Source organism: Bradyrhizobium sp. LA2.1, assembly GCF_040547725.1.
Lineage (GTDB): Bacteria > Pseudomonadota > Alphaproteobacteria > Rhizobiales > Xanthobacteraceae > Bradyrhizobium > Bradyrhizobium barranii.
In genome coordinates this window covers 557,300-572,298 of the sequence record NZ_JBEPQI010000001.1, presented here as the reverse complement: position 1 = coordinate 572,298, position 14,999 = coordinate 557,300, and the positions used below count along the sequence as shown (strand labels likewise).

Here is a 14,999-nt window from a genome sequence, read left to right as displayed (position 1 = left end):
GATGCTGATTTCCTGCGGCGATGCGCTGATCGATTTCGTCCCGACGCGAAACACCGAGGGACGCGAGGCGGTGATGCCTGCGGTCGGCGGGTCCTGCCTCAACGTTGCGATCGGCATGGCGCGGCTGGGCGCGCCGACAGGATTTGTCGGCGGCGTCTCGACCGACATGTTCGGACACATGATCGCAGATCATGCGACGGCGTCGAACGTCGAATTGGGGCTAGCCACCCGCAGCGATCACCAGACCACGCTCGCCTTCGTGCGCATCGTCGCGGGCGAGTCGCATTATGCGTTCTATGACGCGGAGACTGCGACACGAAACTGGACCTACGGGCGCGGCACAATTCCGTTCGCGACGGTCGAGGCCATCCATGTCGGATCGACCACGCTGGTGAACGACCAGGGCGCGGCCGAGACGAAAGCCCTGATCGCGGACGCGCGCGCGTCGTCGACGATCTCCTTCGATCCGAACTGCAGGCCCAATCTGGTCAAGAACAAGCCGGCCTATCTCGCGCGCATGGCCGAGTTCGCAGGCCAAGCCGATCTCATCAAGATGTCGGATGTCGATTTCGCGTATCTCTTCGGCGAGGAGCCCCACGAGCAGCGCGCGAAGGTGCTGTTGGGGCAGGGCACGAGCCTCGTCGTCATCACCCGCGGCAACAACGGGGCCATTGCCTGGCACGCGAGCGCAGGGCAGGTCGAAGTTCAGGCGCCGAAGGTCGAGATCGCCGACACCATCGGCGCCGGCGACAGTTTTCAGGCTGCGCTCCTGTTCGCCCTGCACAAGCAGGGCCGCATCAGCCGGCAGCAGCTGAAAGACATCGGCGCGGACGAGCTTCGCCGCGCGCTGTCCTTTGCCGCCAATTGCGCCGGCCTGACCTGTACCCGCCCGGGCGCCGATCCGCCGTGGAGCCATGAAGTCACCTGGAGCGTCTAGCCCGGGTCCGCATCACAGCCGTGCCACGACCTTCTCGGCGCATTTGAGGAAGGTGCGGATCAGCGGGCTCTGCGAATCCCGCCGCCAGCACACGGCGATATCGATGGAGTCGGCGGCATCCCGCAGCGGCCTGAACACGATGCCCTGCGGCGCGCCGAGCTTCGCGCAGGCCGGCAGGATCGCAAGCCCTTCGCCGGCGAGAACGAGGCTCATCGCCGAATGCACCGTCTCCACCCGGCTCGCGATCGGCATCACGATCTGATGCCGCCGCAGCAAGGCTGCGACCGCGGAGGAGGCGGGGTCTTGCTCCGGCGGCGGCAGCGCGATCAGCGGGCGGCCCTGGAGTCGCGCCATCGGCACTGCGCTCAAGCGCGCAAGCGGCGAGCGCTTCGGCATCGCCAGCATGAACGGCTGCGCGCCGATCCGCGCCACCTGGATCTCGGGATGGTGGATCGCCGGCATGCACAGCGCGACGGTGACGCTGCGGTCGAGCAGCCGCGCCTCGCGCGTCGAGGCGCTGAGCTCGGCGAAGTCGAGATCGACGCCGGGAATGGATCGCCGCAGCTCGGGGATCAGGCGCGGCAGCATCGCGTTCGCCAGCACAAACATGTATCCGACGGAAATCCGCCCGCGGCTCCCGGCCGCGACCGCCCGCGCGGCTTCGACCCCGTCGGCCGCAAGCGCCAGCGCCTCGCCGGCGCGCACCAGCAGGGCCTGGCCCGCTTCCGTCAGATCCATGCCGCGCGTGCCGCGGCGGAACAGCGGCGCGCCAACCTCGGCCTCTAACTTGCGGATCTGGACCGACAGCGGCGGCTGCGCCATCCCCAGCCGTTCGGCGGCCTTGCCGACGCTGCGCGCCTCGGCCACGGCGACGAAATAGCGAAGCCGGTGAAGATCCATTGGCATACCGAAAACGTATGGGTTGACCATCAAAATGGTATTGGACGTTGAGTTAACAGAAGTGTCATTCTCGCTGTCAATGCCATCGGCCAACGAGGGCCGGCTTCGGAGCGATGATTTGACGATGAACGGCGATCCCTGCCTGCTGTCCGCAACCGAGCTGCGCGGCCTCGTTGCCACGAAGAAGATTTCGCCTGTCGAAGTCACCCGCGCCGTGCTCGCGCGCGCCGAGGCGCTTCAGCCCGAGCTGAACTGTTTCATTACGCTCTGCGGCGACGAGGCAATGGCGGCGGCACGCGCGGCCGAGAGCAAGGTGATGGCCGGCGAGCCGCTTGGCCTGCTGCATGGCCTTCCCGTCACCGTCAAGGACATCGTCAACACTGGCGGCGTGAAGACCACTTTCGGCGCCGTTCCCTACAAGGACAATGTGCCGGCCGAGGATGCCGTTGCGGTCGCAAAGCTCCGCGCGGAAGGTGCGATCCTGATCGGCAAGACCACGACGCCCGAGTTCGGCAGCAAATGCCTGACCGACTCGCCCTTGTTCGGTCGCACCCGCAACGCCTGGAGTGCAGAGCGGTCCTCCGGCGGCTCCAGCGGCGGCGCGGCCGTGGCGGTGGCGAGCGGCATCGCGCCCCTTGCGATTGCGACCGATGGCGGCGGATCGACGCGAATTCCCGCCGCTTGCAATGGCGTGGTCGGGCTGAAGCAGAGCAACGGCGTGATCGCGCACAGCCAGGCGCTCGACGCCTTCGGCAACCAGACCTATGTCACGCCGACCACGCGCACCGTCGCCGATACCGCGCTGATGATGCAGGCGACGGCGGGTGAGGACTCCTGCGATCCCTGGTCGATCGGCGTGCCCGTGCCCGATTTCATCGGCACCGCCGCGCCGCGCGGCGATCTGCGCGGACAAAGGATCCTGTTCTGTGCGTCGCCGCCCGGCCGCCCGGTGTCGTCAGATGTCGCGGCCAGCTTCAAGGCGAGCCTCGACCGGCTGGCCGGTCTGGGTGCCGAGCTCGAGGAGTTCTCCGGCGAGGGGTTTGACATCGAGCCGATCTGGCGCGCCATCAACCACACCGTCTGGCGCACGCGTTTCGCCAAGCTGGTGGCCGAGCACGGCGATGTCCTCAGCGAGGCCTTCGTCAAGCAGGTCGCGCTCGCGACCAATGTCAGCGGCGTCGCCTATCAGGAGGCGATGTTCGCGCGCACCGCGCTGTTCCGCCGCGTGCAATCCCTGCTTGCGCGCGGGCATCTTTTGGCGATGCCGACCCTTACCCGCACCGCGCTGCCGATCGACCAGGACCTGTTCGGCACCATCGAGATCGACGGCAAGCACTTCGACAGCGTCCGGCCGCACTGGTTCCCCTGGACCATGCCGTTCAACATGACCGGGCACCCCGCGATCAGTCTTCCCTGCGGCTTCGGCCGCGACGGCCTGCCGATCGGGCTTCAGCTCGTCGGGCGCTTTCGTGCCGATGCCGAATTGCTGCGCGTGAGCGCGTTGTTCGAGGCCTCGCACGATCTTCTGTCCCGCCGGCCCGGCTGAGGTGAGGCACATGCCGCAAAGGACTTGCCTCCGGCGCCCGGACATGTTGATCGTGCGGCGGATGAGCCCTGAAGCCGAGCGCGCATGAGCGTATTCTTTCTTCGACGTCTGTTGACCTTGCTGGCGACGCTGGTCGGCGCATCCGTGATCATTTTCCTGGTGCTGGATGCGCTGCCGGGCAACGCGGCACAGATGCTGATGGGCGCCGATGCCTCGGCCGACGCGGTGCGCGCGCTCACCGTCAAGCTTGGGCTCGACCAGCCGCTGGCGGTTCGCTATTTGCAATGGATCAAGGGCCTCCTCGTCGGCGATCTCGGCAACAGCTATGTCTACGGTACGTCGGTCGCCAGCCTGATCGCGGAGCGGCTGGTGCTGACCGTTCCGCTCGCGATCATGTCGATGCTGATCACGGTGACGCTGGCGCTCTCGGCCGGCATCTACACCGCGGCCAACCACAACAAGCTCGGCGACGTCGGCGTGATGTCGTTGACGCAAGTGGGCATCGCGCTGCCGAACTTCTGGTTCGCGATCCTCCTTGTCCTCCTGTTCTCGGTGCGGCTGCAATGGCTCTCGGCGGGCGGCTTTCCCGGCTGGGAGGATGGCATCTGGCTCGGCATCAAGTCGCTGCTGCTGCCGGCGATCTCGCTTGCGGTGGTGCAGGCCGCGATCCTCGCGCGCGTCACGCGCTCGGCCGTTCTCGAAGTGCTGCGAGAAGATTTCGTCCGCACGGCGCGCGCGAAGGGTCTCGGCAAGCGCGAGGTGCTGTGGAGCCACGTGCTGCGCAACGCCATGATCCCCGTGATGACGGTGATGGGGCTGCAATTCGCCAATCTGCTCGCCGGCACCATCGTGATCGAGAACGTGTTCTACCTGCCGGGCCTCGGCCGCCTGATCTTCCAGTCGATCGCCAACCGCGACCTGATCGTGGTGCGTAATTGCGTGATGCTGCTTGCGGCCATGGTCGTCATCGTTAATTTCGTGGTCGATGTGCTCTACGCCTTCATCGATCCCCGCATCAAGGTCCACGATTTGTGAGCGCGCCCCTGGCCACTTCGGTTGACGCCCCGGTCGCAACGCGTCCGCTGCCGGCCCGCACCTTCTGGGCCCGCGCGCTGCGTCACCGCAGCTTCGTGCTGGGCGGAGCGCTGAGCCTGCTGGTACTCGCCTCGGCGCTGTTGTCGCTGGTGTGGACGCCGTGGTCGCCCTACGAGATCGACATCGCCTCGAAGCTCCGGCCGCCGTCGGCTGCGCACTGGCTCGGCACCGATTCCTTCGGCCGCGACATCGTCTCGCTGCTGCTCGCGGGCGCGCGCTCGACCATTCTGGTCGGCATCATCGCCGTGAGCATCGGTCTCACCTTCGGTGTCTGCCTCGGCCTGATCGCGTCGGCCAAGCGCGGCTGGACCGAAGAGATCATCATGCGCTTCTCCGATTTCACCTTCGCCTTTCCGGCGGTGCTCTCCGCGATCATGCTCGCCGCCGTCGTCGGGCCGGGCATGGTGACCTCGATCATCGCGATCGGCATCTTCCAGATCCCGACGTTGACCCGGCTGACGCGCGGGTCGGCCAACGCGGTCTGGGCGCGCGAATTCGTGCTGGCCGCGCGCGCCTCGGGGAAGGGCAAATTCCGCATCACCATCGAGCATGTGCTGCCCAACATCCTGTCGATCCTGATCGTGCAGGTCACCATCCAGTTCGCGCTCGCGATCCTGGCCGAAGCCGCGCTGTCCTATCTCGGCCTCGGCACGCAGCCGCCGCAACCGTCCTGGGGACGGATGCTGAACGACGCACAGACGCTGCTGTTCCAGTCGCCGATGCTCGCGGTCTATCCCGGCGCGGCGATCGCAATCGCGGTGCTCGGCCTCAATCTGCTCGGCGACGGACTGCGCGATCTGCTCGATCCGCGACTGGCGCGGGAGCGATGACGATGGGGGAGCGCTCAACCCTGCCGCTGATCGAGGTCGCCAATCTCGGCGTGCGCCTCAACACCAGCCGCGGACCGGCACAGGCCGTGCGCGGCGTCAGCTTCACCCTCAAGCGCGGCGAGACACTGGGTCTCGTCGGCGAATCCGGCTGCGGCAAGTCGGTGACGGCGCTGTCGCTGATGGGCCTCTTGCCGGACAGTGCTGTCGTCACCGGCAGTATCAAGCTCGATGGCAGCGAGCTCGCCGGTCTGTCGGATGCTGATTATTGCAAGCTGCGCGGCAACCGCATCAGCATGATCTTCCAGGAGCCGATGACCGCGCTCAACCCGATGCACACGATCGGCCATCAGGTTGCCGAGCCGCTGCGGCGTCACAAGAAGTATTCGGCGGCGCAGGCGCGGCGTGAAGCGATCGCCTTGCTCGACCGCGTCGGATTGCCCGATCCCGCAAGGCGGATCGACGCCTATCCGCATCAGTTCTCCGGCGGTCAGCGCCAGCGCGTCACCATCGCCATGGCGCTGGCCTGCGAGCCGGACCTGTTGATCGCGGACGAGCCGACCACCGCGCTCGACGTCACCATCCAGGGCCAGATCCTCGACCTCATCGCCGATCTCGTCGAGGAGCGCGGCATGTCGATGATCCTGATCTCGCACGATCTCGGCGTTATAGCCGAGAACGTGCAACGCATGATGGTGATGTATGGCGGCACGGTCGTCGAGAGCGGGCCGACCGACGAGGTGTTCCGCCGCATGGGCCATCCCTATACGCAAGGGCTGTTCCGCGCCCGGCCGAAGCTCGGCGCGCGCAAGGGGACGCGGTTGACGACGATTTCGGGGACGGTGCCCGAACTTGCGGATTTGCCGGCCGGCTGCACGTTCGGCGACCGCTGTCCGCTGGTCGAGGACAAGTGCCGCGTGGCGCTGCCGCCGATGGTCGAAGTCGGTCCCGGTCACGGCGTGCGCTGTGTGCGCACCGATGTCTCCATGGCCGCGAATGTCGGAGCGCTGCCCGCATGACCGCAGCACCGCTTCTCGACGTCAAAAATCTCGAGCAGCGCTACACGCTGCCGCGCGAAAGTCTGTTCCGCCCGCCGGGCCAGGTGCGCGCGCTTAACGGCGTCAGCGTGCGGGTCGATGCCGGCAAGAGCCTCGGCGTCGTCGGCGAATCCGGTTCGGGCAAGTCGACCTTCGCGCGGGTGGTGATGGCGCTGGAGCGACCGACGTCGGGGCAGGTCGCGCTGCTCGGGCGCGATCTCAACCACATCTCGCCCAATGAGCTGCGCCGCGCGCGCCGCGATTTCCAGATGGTGTTCCAGGATCCTTACGGATCGCTCGATCCGCGCCAGACCATCGCGCGCATCGTCGCCGAGCCGCTCACCGTGCTGGAAGATGCCGACCGCACCACGTTCCGCGCCCGCGTCTCCGCGGTGCTGCGGCAGGTCGGCCTGCGCGATGCCGACATGGACAAATATCCGCACGAATTTTCCGGCGGCCAGCGCCAGCGCATCGCGATCGCGCGCGCGCTGATCACCCAGCCGAAGCTGATCGTCGCCGACGAGCCGGTTTCGGCGCTCGACGTCTCCGTGCAGGCGCAGGTGCTCAATTTGATGCAGGACCTCCAGGAGCAGTTCGGCCTGAGCTACATCCTGATCAGCCACGACCTCGCCGTGGTCGATTATCTCTGCGACGAGGTCGCGGTGATGTATCTCGGCCGGATCGTCGAGCAGGGCAGGCCCGAGGACCTGTTCGAGCGCTGTGCCCATCCCTATACGCGGGCGCTATTGGATGCAGTGCCGCGGGCGCGCGCCGGCGGGGGCCGACGGCGGCGCGGGGCCCAGGCGATCGCCTCGCAATCGGCGGCTGCTGCCGGATGCCCCTATGTCGCGCGCTGTCCGCTGGCCGACCAGCATTGCCGCGAGGTTCCGCCCTTGCTACGCAAGGTCGGCGATGCCCATCTCGCCGCCTGCCACAAGGCGGAGGCGGTGATGGCATTGCCGCACGCGGCCATGGAAGGTTAGTGTCCCCCATGGAATTGGCGTAGGCTGAGACAAGAGAAGGCCGGGGAGTTACGCATGTTCAGGAAATTATCGATCGTCGCATTTGCCGCCGCGCTTGTCGCAGCACCGCTGCCGGTGCTGGCGCAGAGCAAGAAGGACAGCGTCGTGATGGCGATGGCGCTGGAGCCGCCGGGGCTCGATCCCACCATCGCCGCCGCGGCCGCGATCGCCGAAGTCACGCTCTACAACATCTATGAGACGCTGACCAAGATCAACGAGGACGGCTCCGTCTCGCCCTTGCTGGCCGAGAGCTGGACCGCCTCGCCCGACCTGAAGAGCTACACGTTCAAGCTGCGCAAGGGCGTCAAATTCCAGAACGGCGAGGCCTTCGATTCCGCGGCGGTGAAGTTCTCGTTCGAGCGCAACGCGATCACGACCAGCACCAACAAGGACAAGAGCCTGTTCCAGGCTTTCGAGAAGGTCGACGCGCCCGACGCCGACACCGTCGTGATCACGGTGAAGTATTCCGAGCCGAACCTGCCGTTCCTGCTCGGACAGGCGAGCGGTTCGATCGTCGAGCCGAAGAGTGCAGCCACCAACGGCACGCAGCCGGTCGGGACCGGGCCCTATCAGCTCGGGGCCTGGGCCAAGGGCTCCTCGATCACCCTGACCAAATGGGCCGACTATCGCAACGCCGCCGCGATCAAGCTGTCGAAGGTGACGATCCGCTTCATCTCCGATCCGGCGGCGCAGACCGCGGCGCTGCTCTCGGGCGACGTCGATGCGTTCCCGCGCGTTGCGGCTGCGCGCGCCATCGGACAGTTCAAGGCTGATCCGCGCTTCAACGTCATGGTCGGCGGCTCCCGTGCCAAGACCATCGTCGGCATCAACGAGCGCAAGAAGCCGCTCGACGACGTCCGCGTGCGCCGTGCCATCCTCGCCGCGATCGACCGCAAGGCGATGATCGACGGCGCGGCGGATGGTTTCGGCACGCCGATCGGCAGCTTCTACGTGCCCGGCGCGCTCGGCTTCGTCGACACCACCGGCATCAACCCCTACGATCCCGAGAAGGCCAAGAAGCTGCTGGCTGAAGCCGGCGTCACCACGCCGCTCGAACTGTCGCTGAAGCTGCCGCCGCCGTCCTATGCGCGGCAGGGCGGCGAGATCCTGGCGGCGCAGCTCGCCAAGGTCGGCATCATCGCCAAGATCGAGAATGTCGAATGGGCGCAGTGGCTGTCGCAGGTGTTCGCCGGCAACGGCCCGCACAATTTCGACCTCACCATCGTCAGCCATGTCGAGCCGTTCGACCTCGTCAAGATCACCGAGCCGGACTACTATCTCGGCTACAACAACGAGGCCTTCAACGCGCTCTACAAGCAGATCGTGTCGACGCCTGACGAGGCCGGCCGCGCCAAGCTGCTCGGCGATGCCCAGCGCATGCTGGCCACCGACGCGGTCGCAGGCTTCCTGTACCAGCCTCAACTCATCACCATCACCAACAAGAAGCTGAAGGGCGTCTGGAAGGACGTCCCACAATACGAGAACGATTTTTCGACCTGGTCCTGGGAGTAGGGGCCGTTCGATCAAGTCGAACCTGTCGCTTCAACGTTGACCTCTCCCCATCGGGGAGAGGTCAATCTTTTTTGGCGGCTCAAAACAAAAACCTGAAAAACAACCCCATGCACAGTAGCCGGGGTTAGATATTTCAATGGCTTGCACGGTCCGCTCGATGGCTTGCTGAGCCATGCGATGCGGTTGACCCGTCGGGCAAAACACCGGCAATATACGATCATCGCGGCGTCATGGTTCGGGACGCGCCGTCAGGCGAGGCACGCCATGAAGAAGCCATCCCGCCGCGATGCCGGCATCGCCGCGGCTGTCGTCAGCGCTGAAGCACCGATTACCCTGAAGCTCGATAGTGCGTCGATGAGCGATATCGCTCATGCGCTGGCCAGCGGGCAGGTCACTGCCACGGCGCTGACCAAAGCTTACCTCGCGCGCATCGAGGCCCGTGACCGCAATGGGCCCGCGCTCAACTCCGTGCGCGCGCTCAATCCCGACGCGCTTGGGATCGCGGGCAAGCTCGACGACACAAAACCATCGGCCAAGCGGCCGCTGGCGGGCATCCCGATCCTGGTGAAGGACAACATCGCGACCGGCGACAAGCAGCCGACGACGGCGGGCTCGCTGGCGCTGGAGGGCGCGCGCGCCCGGAGAGACGCGACAATCGTCAAGCTGTTGCGAAAGGCCGGCGCGGTGATCCTGGGCAAGGCGAACCTGACCGAGTTCGCCAACATTCTCGCGACCGACATGCCCTCGGGCTATTCGTCGCTCGGCGGCCAGGTGAAGAACCCTTACGCGCCGGCGCTGATGGGCGATCACGTCATTCCGGTCGTGCAGCCGGGCGGATCAAGCGCGGGTTCGGCGGTCGCGGTGGCCGCCGGTCTGTGCGCGGCCTCGATCGGTACCGAGACCTCCGGCTCGCTGCTGTATCCCGCCAGCCAAAACGGCCTCGTCACCGTGAAGCCGACCGTTGGGCTGGTCAGCTGCGCCGGCATCCTGCCGATCTCGCACAGCCAGGACACTGCAGGGCCGATGACGCGCACGGTGCGCGACGCGGCGATGCTGTTGAACGTGCTGGCAGCCGAAGACCCACTCGACCCCGCGACCGAGCGGCAGCGGCGGCCGGTCGACTACACCGCCGACCTCGCGACCGACGCGATGAAGGGCGCGCGCATCGGCGTGCCGAGCGACCCGGCCGACCCGCTGAACGATCGCTACTACGGCAAGTTGCCGCCCAGGTCGGCCAAGGCGATGGCCGACGCGATCAAGGTGCTGGAGGATCTGGGCGCCGTCATCGTGCGTGCCAACATGCCAACATCTGGCTGGATCGGCGGTCCGGGCACGAGCATGAGTGTGCTCAATCGCAATCCCCTGAGTCGCAACAAGGGTAATCTGGCGACGCCGCCGATCGTCTTCCTCTACGAGCTGAAGCGCGACCTCAATCTCTACCTCAGGGATTGGGCGACGAACACAGAGATGAAGACCATGGCCGACATCGTGGCCTTCAACGAGGCGAACGCGGAGACGGCGCTGCGGTTCGGCCAGGACCTGTTCCTCGCCGCCAACATGACCAGAGGCGATCTCAGCGAGCGCGAGTACAAATCGGCGCGGGCCATGGACCTGCTCTCCGCCAAGACGCGCGGCATGGACGCCTACATGAACCAGCACAAGCTCGACGCGGTGCTGTTTCCCGGCGCCGCAGGCTGCGTGATATCAGCGAAGGCGGGCTATCCCAGCGTCATGGTGCCGGGCGGTTTCATTTCGGGAGCAGACGACAAGGACACGCCCGACTATCCGCTCGGCGTTACCTTCGCAGGCCGTGCCTGGAGCGAGTACAAGCTGCTGCGCCTGGCCTACGCCTATGAGCAGGCCACCAACATGCGCAAGCCGCCGCCCGGCTTGCCCGCGCTTTAGATGTCACTGGCCGAGAGGATCAGGCGGAAATCCCTGCTCGCGCGTCGGACCGCGTTTCCAGCCTGCTCCGCAAGTTCAGAGCGACAAATTGCGCGACACGCCCAAGGCGTCGACAAGAAAATCGATGAACAGGCGGGCTCGCAGGGGGAGTTGTCGTCCGAATGCGTGCAGGACGTAGACCGGTGTGGTGAACATCGGTATGCCCGGCAGCACGACATTCAATCGTCCGGCGGCAAGCTCGTCCTCGATTGCGATGCGCATGAACTGCGTGATGCCAACGCCTTTTATGACCGCCTCAATCAACGACTGAGCATCGTCGCTATCGAAGGGGCCATTGGGGATGACCCGTGTGCCGTCCGCAAAAGTAAATGCTTGCGGCCGGCCGCCAAGCAGATGGCGAAGGCAGGCATGCTGCGTGAGATCGTCGATCGACTGCGGGATTCCTCGTCGCTGAAGGTATTCCGGCGATGCGCCCAGAACATATTGCAGGACACCTAACGAGCGACCAATCAGGTTTGTGTCTTCCAGTTCGCCAATTCTGACAGCGAGGTCGAAACCCTCGCGGATGAGATCGACACGGCGGTGACGCTGAGATCAAGCTTGATGTCCGGATAGCGCTCCAGGAACGAGCCCGCCCATGCGGAAATCAACGGGCGTCCCAAACGTACTCGGCACAGTAACCCGAAGCAGGCCACGGACGTTTCCTGGAACCTGCACGATGTCGTCGGCTTCCTCTATCGCGCGTAGATGGGGAGCGACGTGCTCGTAGTAAGCGGCGCCTTCGGACGTTGGGCTGAGTGTGCGCGTTGAGCGCTGCAGCAAGCGCACACCGAGACGTTGTTCGAGGCGCGAAACGCTTTTCGATACCGCCGAGGGGCTGGCGCCGATCGATCTCGCGGCGCCGGCGAAAGAACCCGCGTCAACCGTCCGCACGAAGGCCAGCAGACCGGCCGTTCTTTCTAGAATCGTTGTCATTCAGGACTTTTGATCGCGAAAGAACCGAACGAAAGACGGCTAATCGGCCATTTATGAACGAATAGTCTGACTTTCGCAATGGGGGCCCCGGCAACCGAGTTGGTCTTCCAATGCCTTCCATCGCTGAAGTTCGTGCAAAAAAGGAAAAGCAGTATGTCTGCGCAAACCAAGCCAACGATCGTTTTCTGTCACGGCATTTGGGCCGATGGCTCCTGTTTCAGCAAAGTCATTCCAGCATTGCAGGCCGACGGGTACGAAGTGATCGCCGTTCAATATGGCCTGGACTCCTACGAGGAGGACCTGGCGACGGTGAAGCGCACACTCAATCGTGTTGGCAGCCCGGTCCTTCTCGTCGGCCATTCGTATGGCGGCGCCACCATCACGGGCTCGGGCACCGATGAACGCGTGGTCGGTCTCGTCTACATTGCAGCGGTCGCTCCGGATGCCGGCGAGACCGTACAGGACCAGCTCGACAAGTATCCGTCGGATATCTTCTCACGCGTCGAGGTCGCCGATGGGCGCGCCTGGATGCTTCCGAGCGGCACCGAGTTCTTCGCAGGAGACCTCTCCGCGGAAGACCAGAAGCTGGTTTGGGCCACCCATTATGCGCCCGTCTACAATCTGTTCCAGCAACAGAAGCTCAGCGCCGACAAGATCGCGTGGCGGTCGAAGCCGAGCTGGTACATTCTGGCCACGCAAGACCATACTGCGCATCCGGATCTGCAACGCTGGGTGTCGAAGCGCATGGGAGCGACGGTCACCGAAGTGGCGAGCAGCCACGTGCCGATGCTCTCCCAGCCAAATGTGGTGATCGACGTGATACGCAAAGCCGCGGCCGCCGTTCAAAAAAGCTGATCGCAAATAAGCATACATTGCCGGACACGAAGGAGAGGTCGTTCGCGAGGCGACCTCTCTTATTCATGGGCTGGCGTGCGACGGCCGCTCTTGGCCCTTCGCAGACGTGGCGTTGCTCGATGCTGATTTCGGCTTGTGACCCCAAGCTGGCGTGTTGGGGCATTGGCGCGGTGTCGGCTTTTGACCCGAAGCGGACATTTTCCGAACGAATGAGCATCAACGTATTGGAAAATGCTCATGAAATCGGATTTCGATTGTAGTTCAGCGCGATTTGGCCTGACAGATGCAAGCTGTTCGTTTTTCCGTAGTCCGCTGAGACTATTTCGTGAAATGATGACCCAGCTTCCCGGGTGTCTATTTGGCGCCCTTTCGCGCGTGGGTGGTTCACATGAACATTCGATCAAGTGTATTGGCCGCCGCTCTGACGGGCTCGATATTCGCACTGACGCCAAGTGTGTCGCAGGCGGAATGGCCTGACATCCGCGAGGCCAAGGCCATCGCCGAGGAAGGCTTCATCTACGGGCTGCCGATCGTGATGAACTACGCCGTCATGTACGAATATGCCGTCGACAGGAACTCTGGGCAATTCAAGGCGCCGTTCAACCAGATCAAAAACGAGGCGCGTGTCTATACATACAAAGACACGGCCGTAATAACTCCCAATAGCGACACGCCTTATTCGCTGTTATGGCTCGATCTGCGCGCCGAGCCGATCGTTCTTTCCGTGCCGGCTGTTGACAAGAGTCGCTACTATTCAGTGATGCTTTGCGACGGCAACACGTTCAATTACGGATATATCGGTAGCCGCGCGACCGGAAGCGAGGCCGGCGATTATATGGTGGTTGGGCCGAACTGGCAGGGTGCCACTCCGCCTGGCATCAAGAAGATGTTTCACTCCTCGACACAATTTTCCGCCGCCGCCTACCGCACCCAGCTCTTCCATCCGGCAGATATGCCGAACGTTGAGAAGGTCCAGGCCGGCTATAAGGTGCAGCCCCTGTCGGCCTATCTCAAGCAGCCCGCGCCCCCCGCCGCAGCGGCCGTCGACTTTCCCAAGGCTAATGCGGAGTTGGTGAAGAAGAACTTCTTCGAGTATCTCGACTTCGCTCTCCAATTTGCGCCGGCCGGGCCGGAGGAAAAGGAAATCCGCGCCAAGCTCACGCGCATCGGCGTCGGCCCCGGAAAGACCTTCGACTTCAAGGATCTTCCGCTGACCCACAAGATTGAAATCGGGCTGGGGATGAAGGACGGCGAAGAGAAAGTTGAAAAGTATCTTGCTAGTGGACAGAAAGACGTAAATGGCTGGAAAATCGGATCGCTGTTCGGAGACCGGCAATTCTACAGCGGCGACTGGCTGAAGCGCGCTGCCGCAGCCAAGGGCGGCATCTATGGCAACGACGCAATCGAGGCCGTCTATCCAATGACGAAGGCGCTTGCTGATGGCGAGGTGCTCGATGGTTCCAAGCACAAGTACACAATCACTTTTTCCGCCGGACAATTCCCGCCGGTAGAGGCTTTCTGGTCGGTGACGATGTATGATGGCAAGAGCCAATTGCTGATCGAGAATCCGATCAACCGCTACCTGATCAACTCGCCGATGCTGCCGGACATGAAGAAGAATGCCGACGGCTCTCTCACGTTGTATATCCAAAAAGATTCGCCCGGCGTCGACAAGGAATCCAATTGGTTGCCGGCGCCGAATGACGAAATCTACCTCGTGATGCGTTTATATTGGCCGAAGACAACGGCGCCTTCGATCCTGCCGGCCGGTGGGGGCTCATGGCAGCCACCGGCCATTGTGCGCGCAGCCAACTAAGCAATCTGAGGTGATCGAGTGATGCTGGCCAAGGTCCGCTTCTGGCCCTTCGCAGACGTGGCGTTGCTCGATGCTGATTTCGGCTTGTGACCCCAAGCTGGCGTGTTGGGGCGTTGCCGCGGTGTCGGCCTTTGACCCTAAGCGCAAGCCGGTATCCCTGCCGCTGAGCGGCTCGCGTCGACCAATATCCGACGTTCCGTCCACCGCTGCCGGAGGCCGTCATCATCCGACCGATCGGATGCCTCGCGGGTCAGTATGTCGGTTCGAGGCCACGTAGTCGATCTCGCCATACGTAATCCCGATATCCTTCAGCTCCTGATCACTCAGGTTGCAAAGATCGCGCCTCAGCCGCTCCCATTTCCGCCACTCTTGAAAAGCGTTCCAGCAATTCCTGAAAACGCTGACATTGCGTCGCTGAGAGTCCGTCGTCTGGACCAAGCCCGTTGTCTGATAAATCATGCTCATCGCAGCATCCTCGGGCACCTTGTTTCCACCCTGGCATGCTGCCAAAATCCGGCCCTGCGCGCTTGATCTGCTGCTTACATTTTCCTTACGGACAGCTTATTCTTTAT

General features: G+C 64.0%; 14 protein-coding genes. 10 read left to right on the top strand and 4 right to left on the bottom strand.

All coding sequences use genetic code 11. The features are described 5' to 3' along the window. Window position 1: 1 nt before the first annotated feature. On the top strand, window positions 2–937 hold the full coding sequence (locus tag ABIB95_RS02380; protein WP_354237780.1) for a carbohydrate kinase family protein: 936 nt from the start codon (window positions 2–4) through the stop codon (window positions 935–937). A 12-nt stretch (window positions 938–949) separates the two neighbouring features. Here the strand turns inward: ABIB95_RS02380 and ABIB95_RS02375 are convergent, their stop codons facing one another. Beyond that, a complete protein-coding gene (locus tag ABIB95_RS02375; protein WP_354237779.1) occupies window positions 950–1,837 on the bottom strand; it encodes a LysR family transcriptional regulator in 888 nt (295 codons plus the stop codon). Between the two features lie 124 nt (window positions 1,838–1,961). On the opposite strand from ABIB95_RS02375, the gene ABIB95_RS02370 reads away from it, so the two are divergent. The 7 genes from ABIB95_RS02370 (at window position 1,962) to ABIB95_RS02340 (ending at window position 10,781) form a co-directional block, all read left to right on the top strand. Further along, complete coding sequence (locus ABIB95_RS02370; protein WP_354237778.1) at window positions 1,962–3,383, top strand: amidase; 1,422 nt, start codon at window positions 1,962–1,964, stop codon at window positions 3,381–3,383. Between the two features lie 84 nt (window positions 3,384–3,467). Next, window positions 3,468–4,418, top strand: coding sequence for an ABC transporter permease (locus ABIB95_RS02365; RefSeq protein WP_354237777.1), 951 nt, complete (start codon window positions 3,468–3,470; stop codon window positions 4,416–4,418). Next, complete coding sequence (locus ABIB95_RS02360; RefSeq protein WP_354237776.1) at window positions 4,415–5,308, top strand: ABC transporter permease; 894 nt, start codon at window positions 4,415–4,417, stop codon at window positions 5,306–5,308. Before ABIB95_RS02365 ends, ABIB95_RS02360 begins: the two co-directional genes overlap by 4 nt. 2 nt (window positions 5,309–5,310) lie before the next feature. Beyond that, on the top strand, window positions 5,311–6,324 hold the full coding sequence (locus ABIB95_RS02355; RefSeq protein WP_354237775.1) for an ABC transporter ATP-binding protein: 1,014 nt from the start codon (window positions 5,311–5,313) through the stop codon (window positions 6,322–6,324). Then, window positions 6,321–7,325 carry an ABC transporter ATP-binding protein gene (locus ABIB95_RS02350; RefSeq protein WP_354237774.1) on the top strand — a complete coding sequence of 335 codons (1,005 nt, stop codon included), beginning with the start codon at window positions 6,321–6,323 and terminating at the stop codon, window positions 7,323–7,325. The genes ABIB95_RS02355 and ABIB95_RS02350 overlap by 4 nt, the downstream gene beginning before the upstream one ends. 54 nt (window positions 7,326–7,379) lie before the next feature. Beyond that, a complete protein-coding gene (locus ABIB95_RS02345; RefSeq protein WP_354237773.1) occupies window positions 7,380–8,876 on the top strand; it encodes an ABC transporter substrate-binding protein in 1,497 nt (498 codons plus the stop codon). A 264-nt stretch (window positions 8,877–9,140) separates the two neighbouring features. Next, a complete protein-coding gene (locus tag ABIB95_RS02340; RefSeq protein WP_354237772.1) occupies window positions 9,141–10,781 on the top strand; it encodes an amidase family protein in 1,641 nt (546 codons plus the stop codon). A gap of 75 nt (window positions 10,782–10,856) precedes the next feature. Here ABIB95_RS02340 and ABIB95_RS02335 read toward each other — a convergent pair whose 3' ends face one another. Together ABIB95_RS02335 and ABIB95_RS02330 are read right to left on the bottom strand one after the other, a co-directional pair. Further along, window positions 10,857–11,309, bottom strand: coding sequence for a substrate binding domain-containing protein (locus tag ABIB95_RS02335; protein WP_354237850.1), 453 nt, complete (start codon window positions 11,307–11,309; stop codon window positions 10,857–10,859). Between the two features lie 66 nt (window positions 11,310–11,375). After that, window positions 11,376–11,756, bottom strand: a complete 381-nt coding sequence (locus ABIB95_RS02330; protein WP_354237771.1) for a LysR family transcriptional regulator — start codon at window positions 11,754–11,756, stop codon at window positions 11,376–11,378. Between the two features lie 153 nt (window positions 11,757–11,909). Here ABIB95_RS02330 and ABIB95_RS02325 point away from each other — a divergent pair, with 153 nt between their 5' ends. Both ABIB95_RS02325 and ABIB95_RS02320 read left to right on the top strand, forming a co-directional pair. Continuing rightward, window positions 11,910–12,611, top strand: coding sequence for an alpha/beta hydrolase (locus ABIB95_RS02325; protein ID WP_354237849.1), 702 nt, complete (start codon window positions 11,910–11,912; stop codon window positions 12,609–12,611). 388 nt (window positions 12,612–12,999) lie between these two features. Then, on the top strand, window positions 13,000–14,427 hold the full coding sequence (locus ABIB95_RS02320) for a DUF1254 domain-containing protein (protein ID WP_247308704.1): 1,428 nt from the start codon (window positions 13,000–13,002) through the stop codon (window positions 14,425–14,427). 222 nt (window positions 14,428–14,649) lie between these two features. Here the strand turns inward: ABIB95_RS02320 and ABIB95_RS02315 are convergent, their stop codons facing one another. Then, the gene (locus ABIB95_RS02315) at window positions 14,650–14,886 is read right to left on the bottom strand and encodes a DUF1127 domain-containing protein (RefSeq protein WP_224581022.1); all 237 of its coding nucleotides are present in this window, start codon (window positions 14,884–14,886) and stop codon (window positions 14,650–14,652) included. Between the last annotated feature and the right edge of the window lie 113 nt (window positions 14,887–14,999).

Excerpts from the sequence above, each read along its gene's own strand:
- ABIB95_RS02380 (WP_354237780.1), top strand. The coding sequence starts at position 2 with ATGCTGATTTCCTGCGGCGATGCGCTGATCGATTTCGTCCCGACGCGA.
- ABIB95_RS02375 (WP_354237779.1), bottom strand. The coding sequence starts at position 1,837 with ATGGATCTTCACCGGCTTCGCTATTTCGTCGCCGTGGCCGAGGCGCGC.
- ABIB95_RS02370 (WP_354237778.1), top strand. The coding sequence starts at position 1,962 with ATGAACGGCGATCCCTGCCTGCTGTCCGCAACCGAGCTGCGCGGCCTC.
- ABIB95_RS02365 (WP_354237777.1), top strand. The coding sequence starts at position 3,468 with ATGAGCGTATTCTTTCTTCGACGTCTGTTGACCTTGCTGGCGACGCTG.
- ABIB95_RS02355 (WP_354237775.1), top strand. The coding sequence starts at position 5,311 with ATGGGGGAGCGCTCAACCCTGCCGCTGATCGAGGTCGCCAATCTCGGC.
- ABIB95_RS02350 (WP_354237774.1), top strand. The coding sequence starts at position 6,321 with ATGACCGCAGCACCGCTTCTCGACGTCAAAAATCTCGAGCAGCGCTAC.
- ABIB95_RS02345 (WP_354237773.1), top strand. The coding sequence starts at position 7,380 with ATGTTCAGGAAATTATCGATCGTCGCATTTGCCGCCGCGCTTGTCGCA.
- ABIB95_RS02340 (WP_354237772.1), top strand. The coding sequence starts at position 9,141 with ATGAAGAAGCCATCCCGCCGCGATGCCGGCATCGCCGCGGCTGTCGTC.
- ABIB95_RS02330 (WP_354237771.1), bottom strand. The coding sequence starts at position 11,756 with ATGACAACGATTCTAGAAAGAACGGCCGGTCTGCTGGCCTTCGTGCGG.
- ABIB95_RS02325 (WP_354237849.1), top strand. The coding sequence starts at position 11,910 with ATGTCTGCGCAAACCAAGCCAACGATCGTTTTCTGTCACGGCATTTGG.
- ABIB95_RS02320 (WP_247308704.1), top strand. The coding sequence starts at position 13,000 with ATGAACATTCGATCAAGTGTATTGGCCGCCGCTCTGACGGGCTCGATA.
- ABIB95_RS02315 (WP_224581022.1), bottom strand. The coding sequence starts at position 14,886 with ATGATTTATCAGACAACGGGCTTGGTCCAGACGACGGACTCTCAGCGA.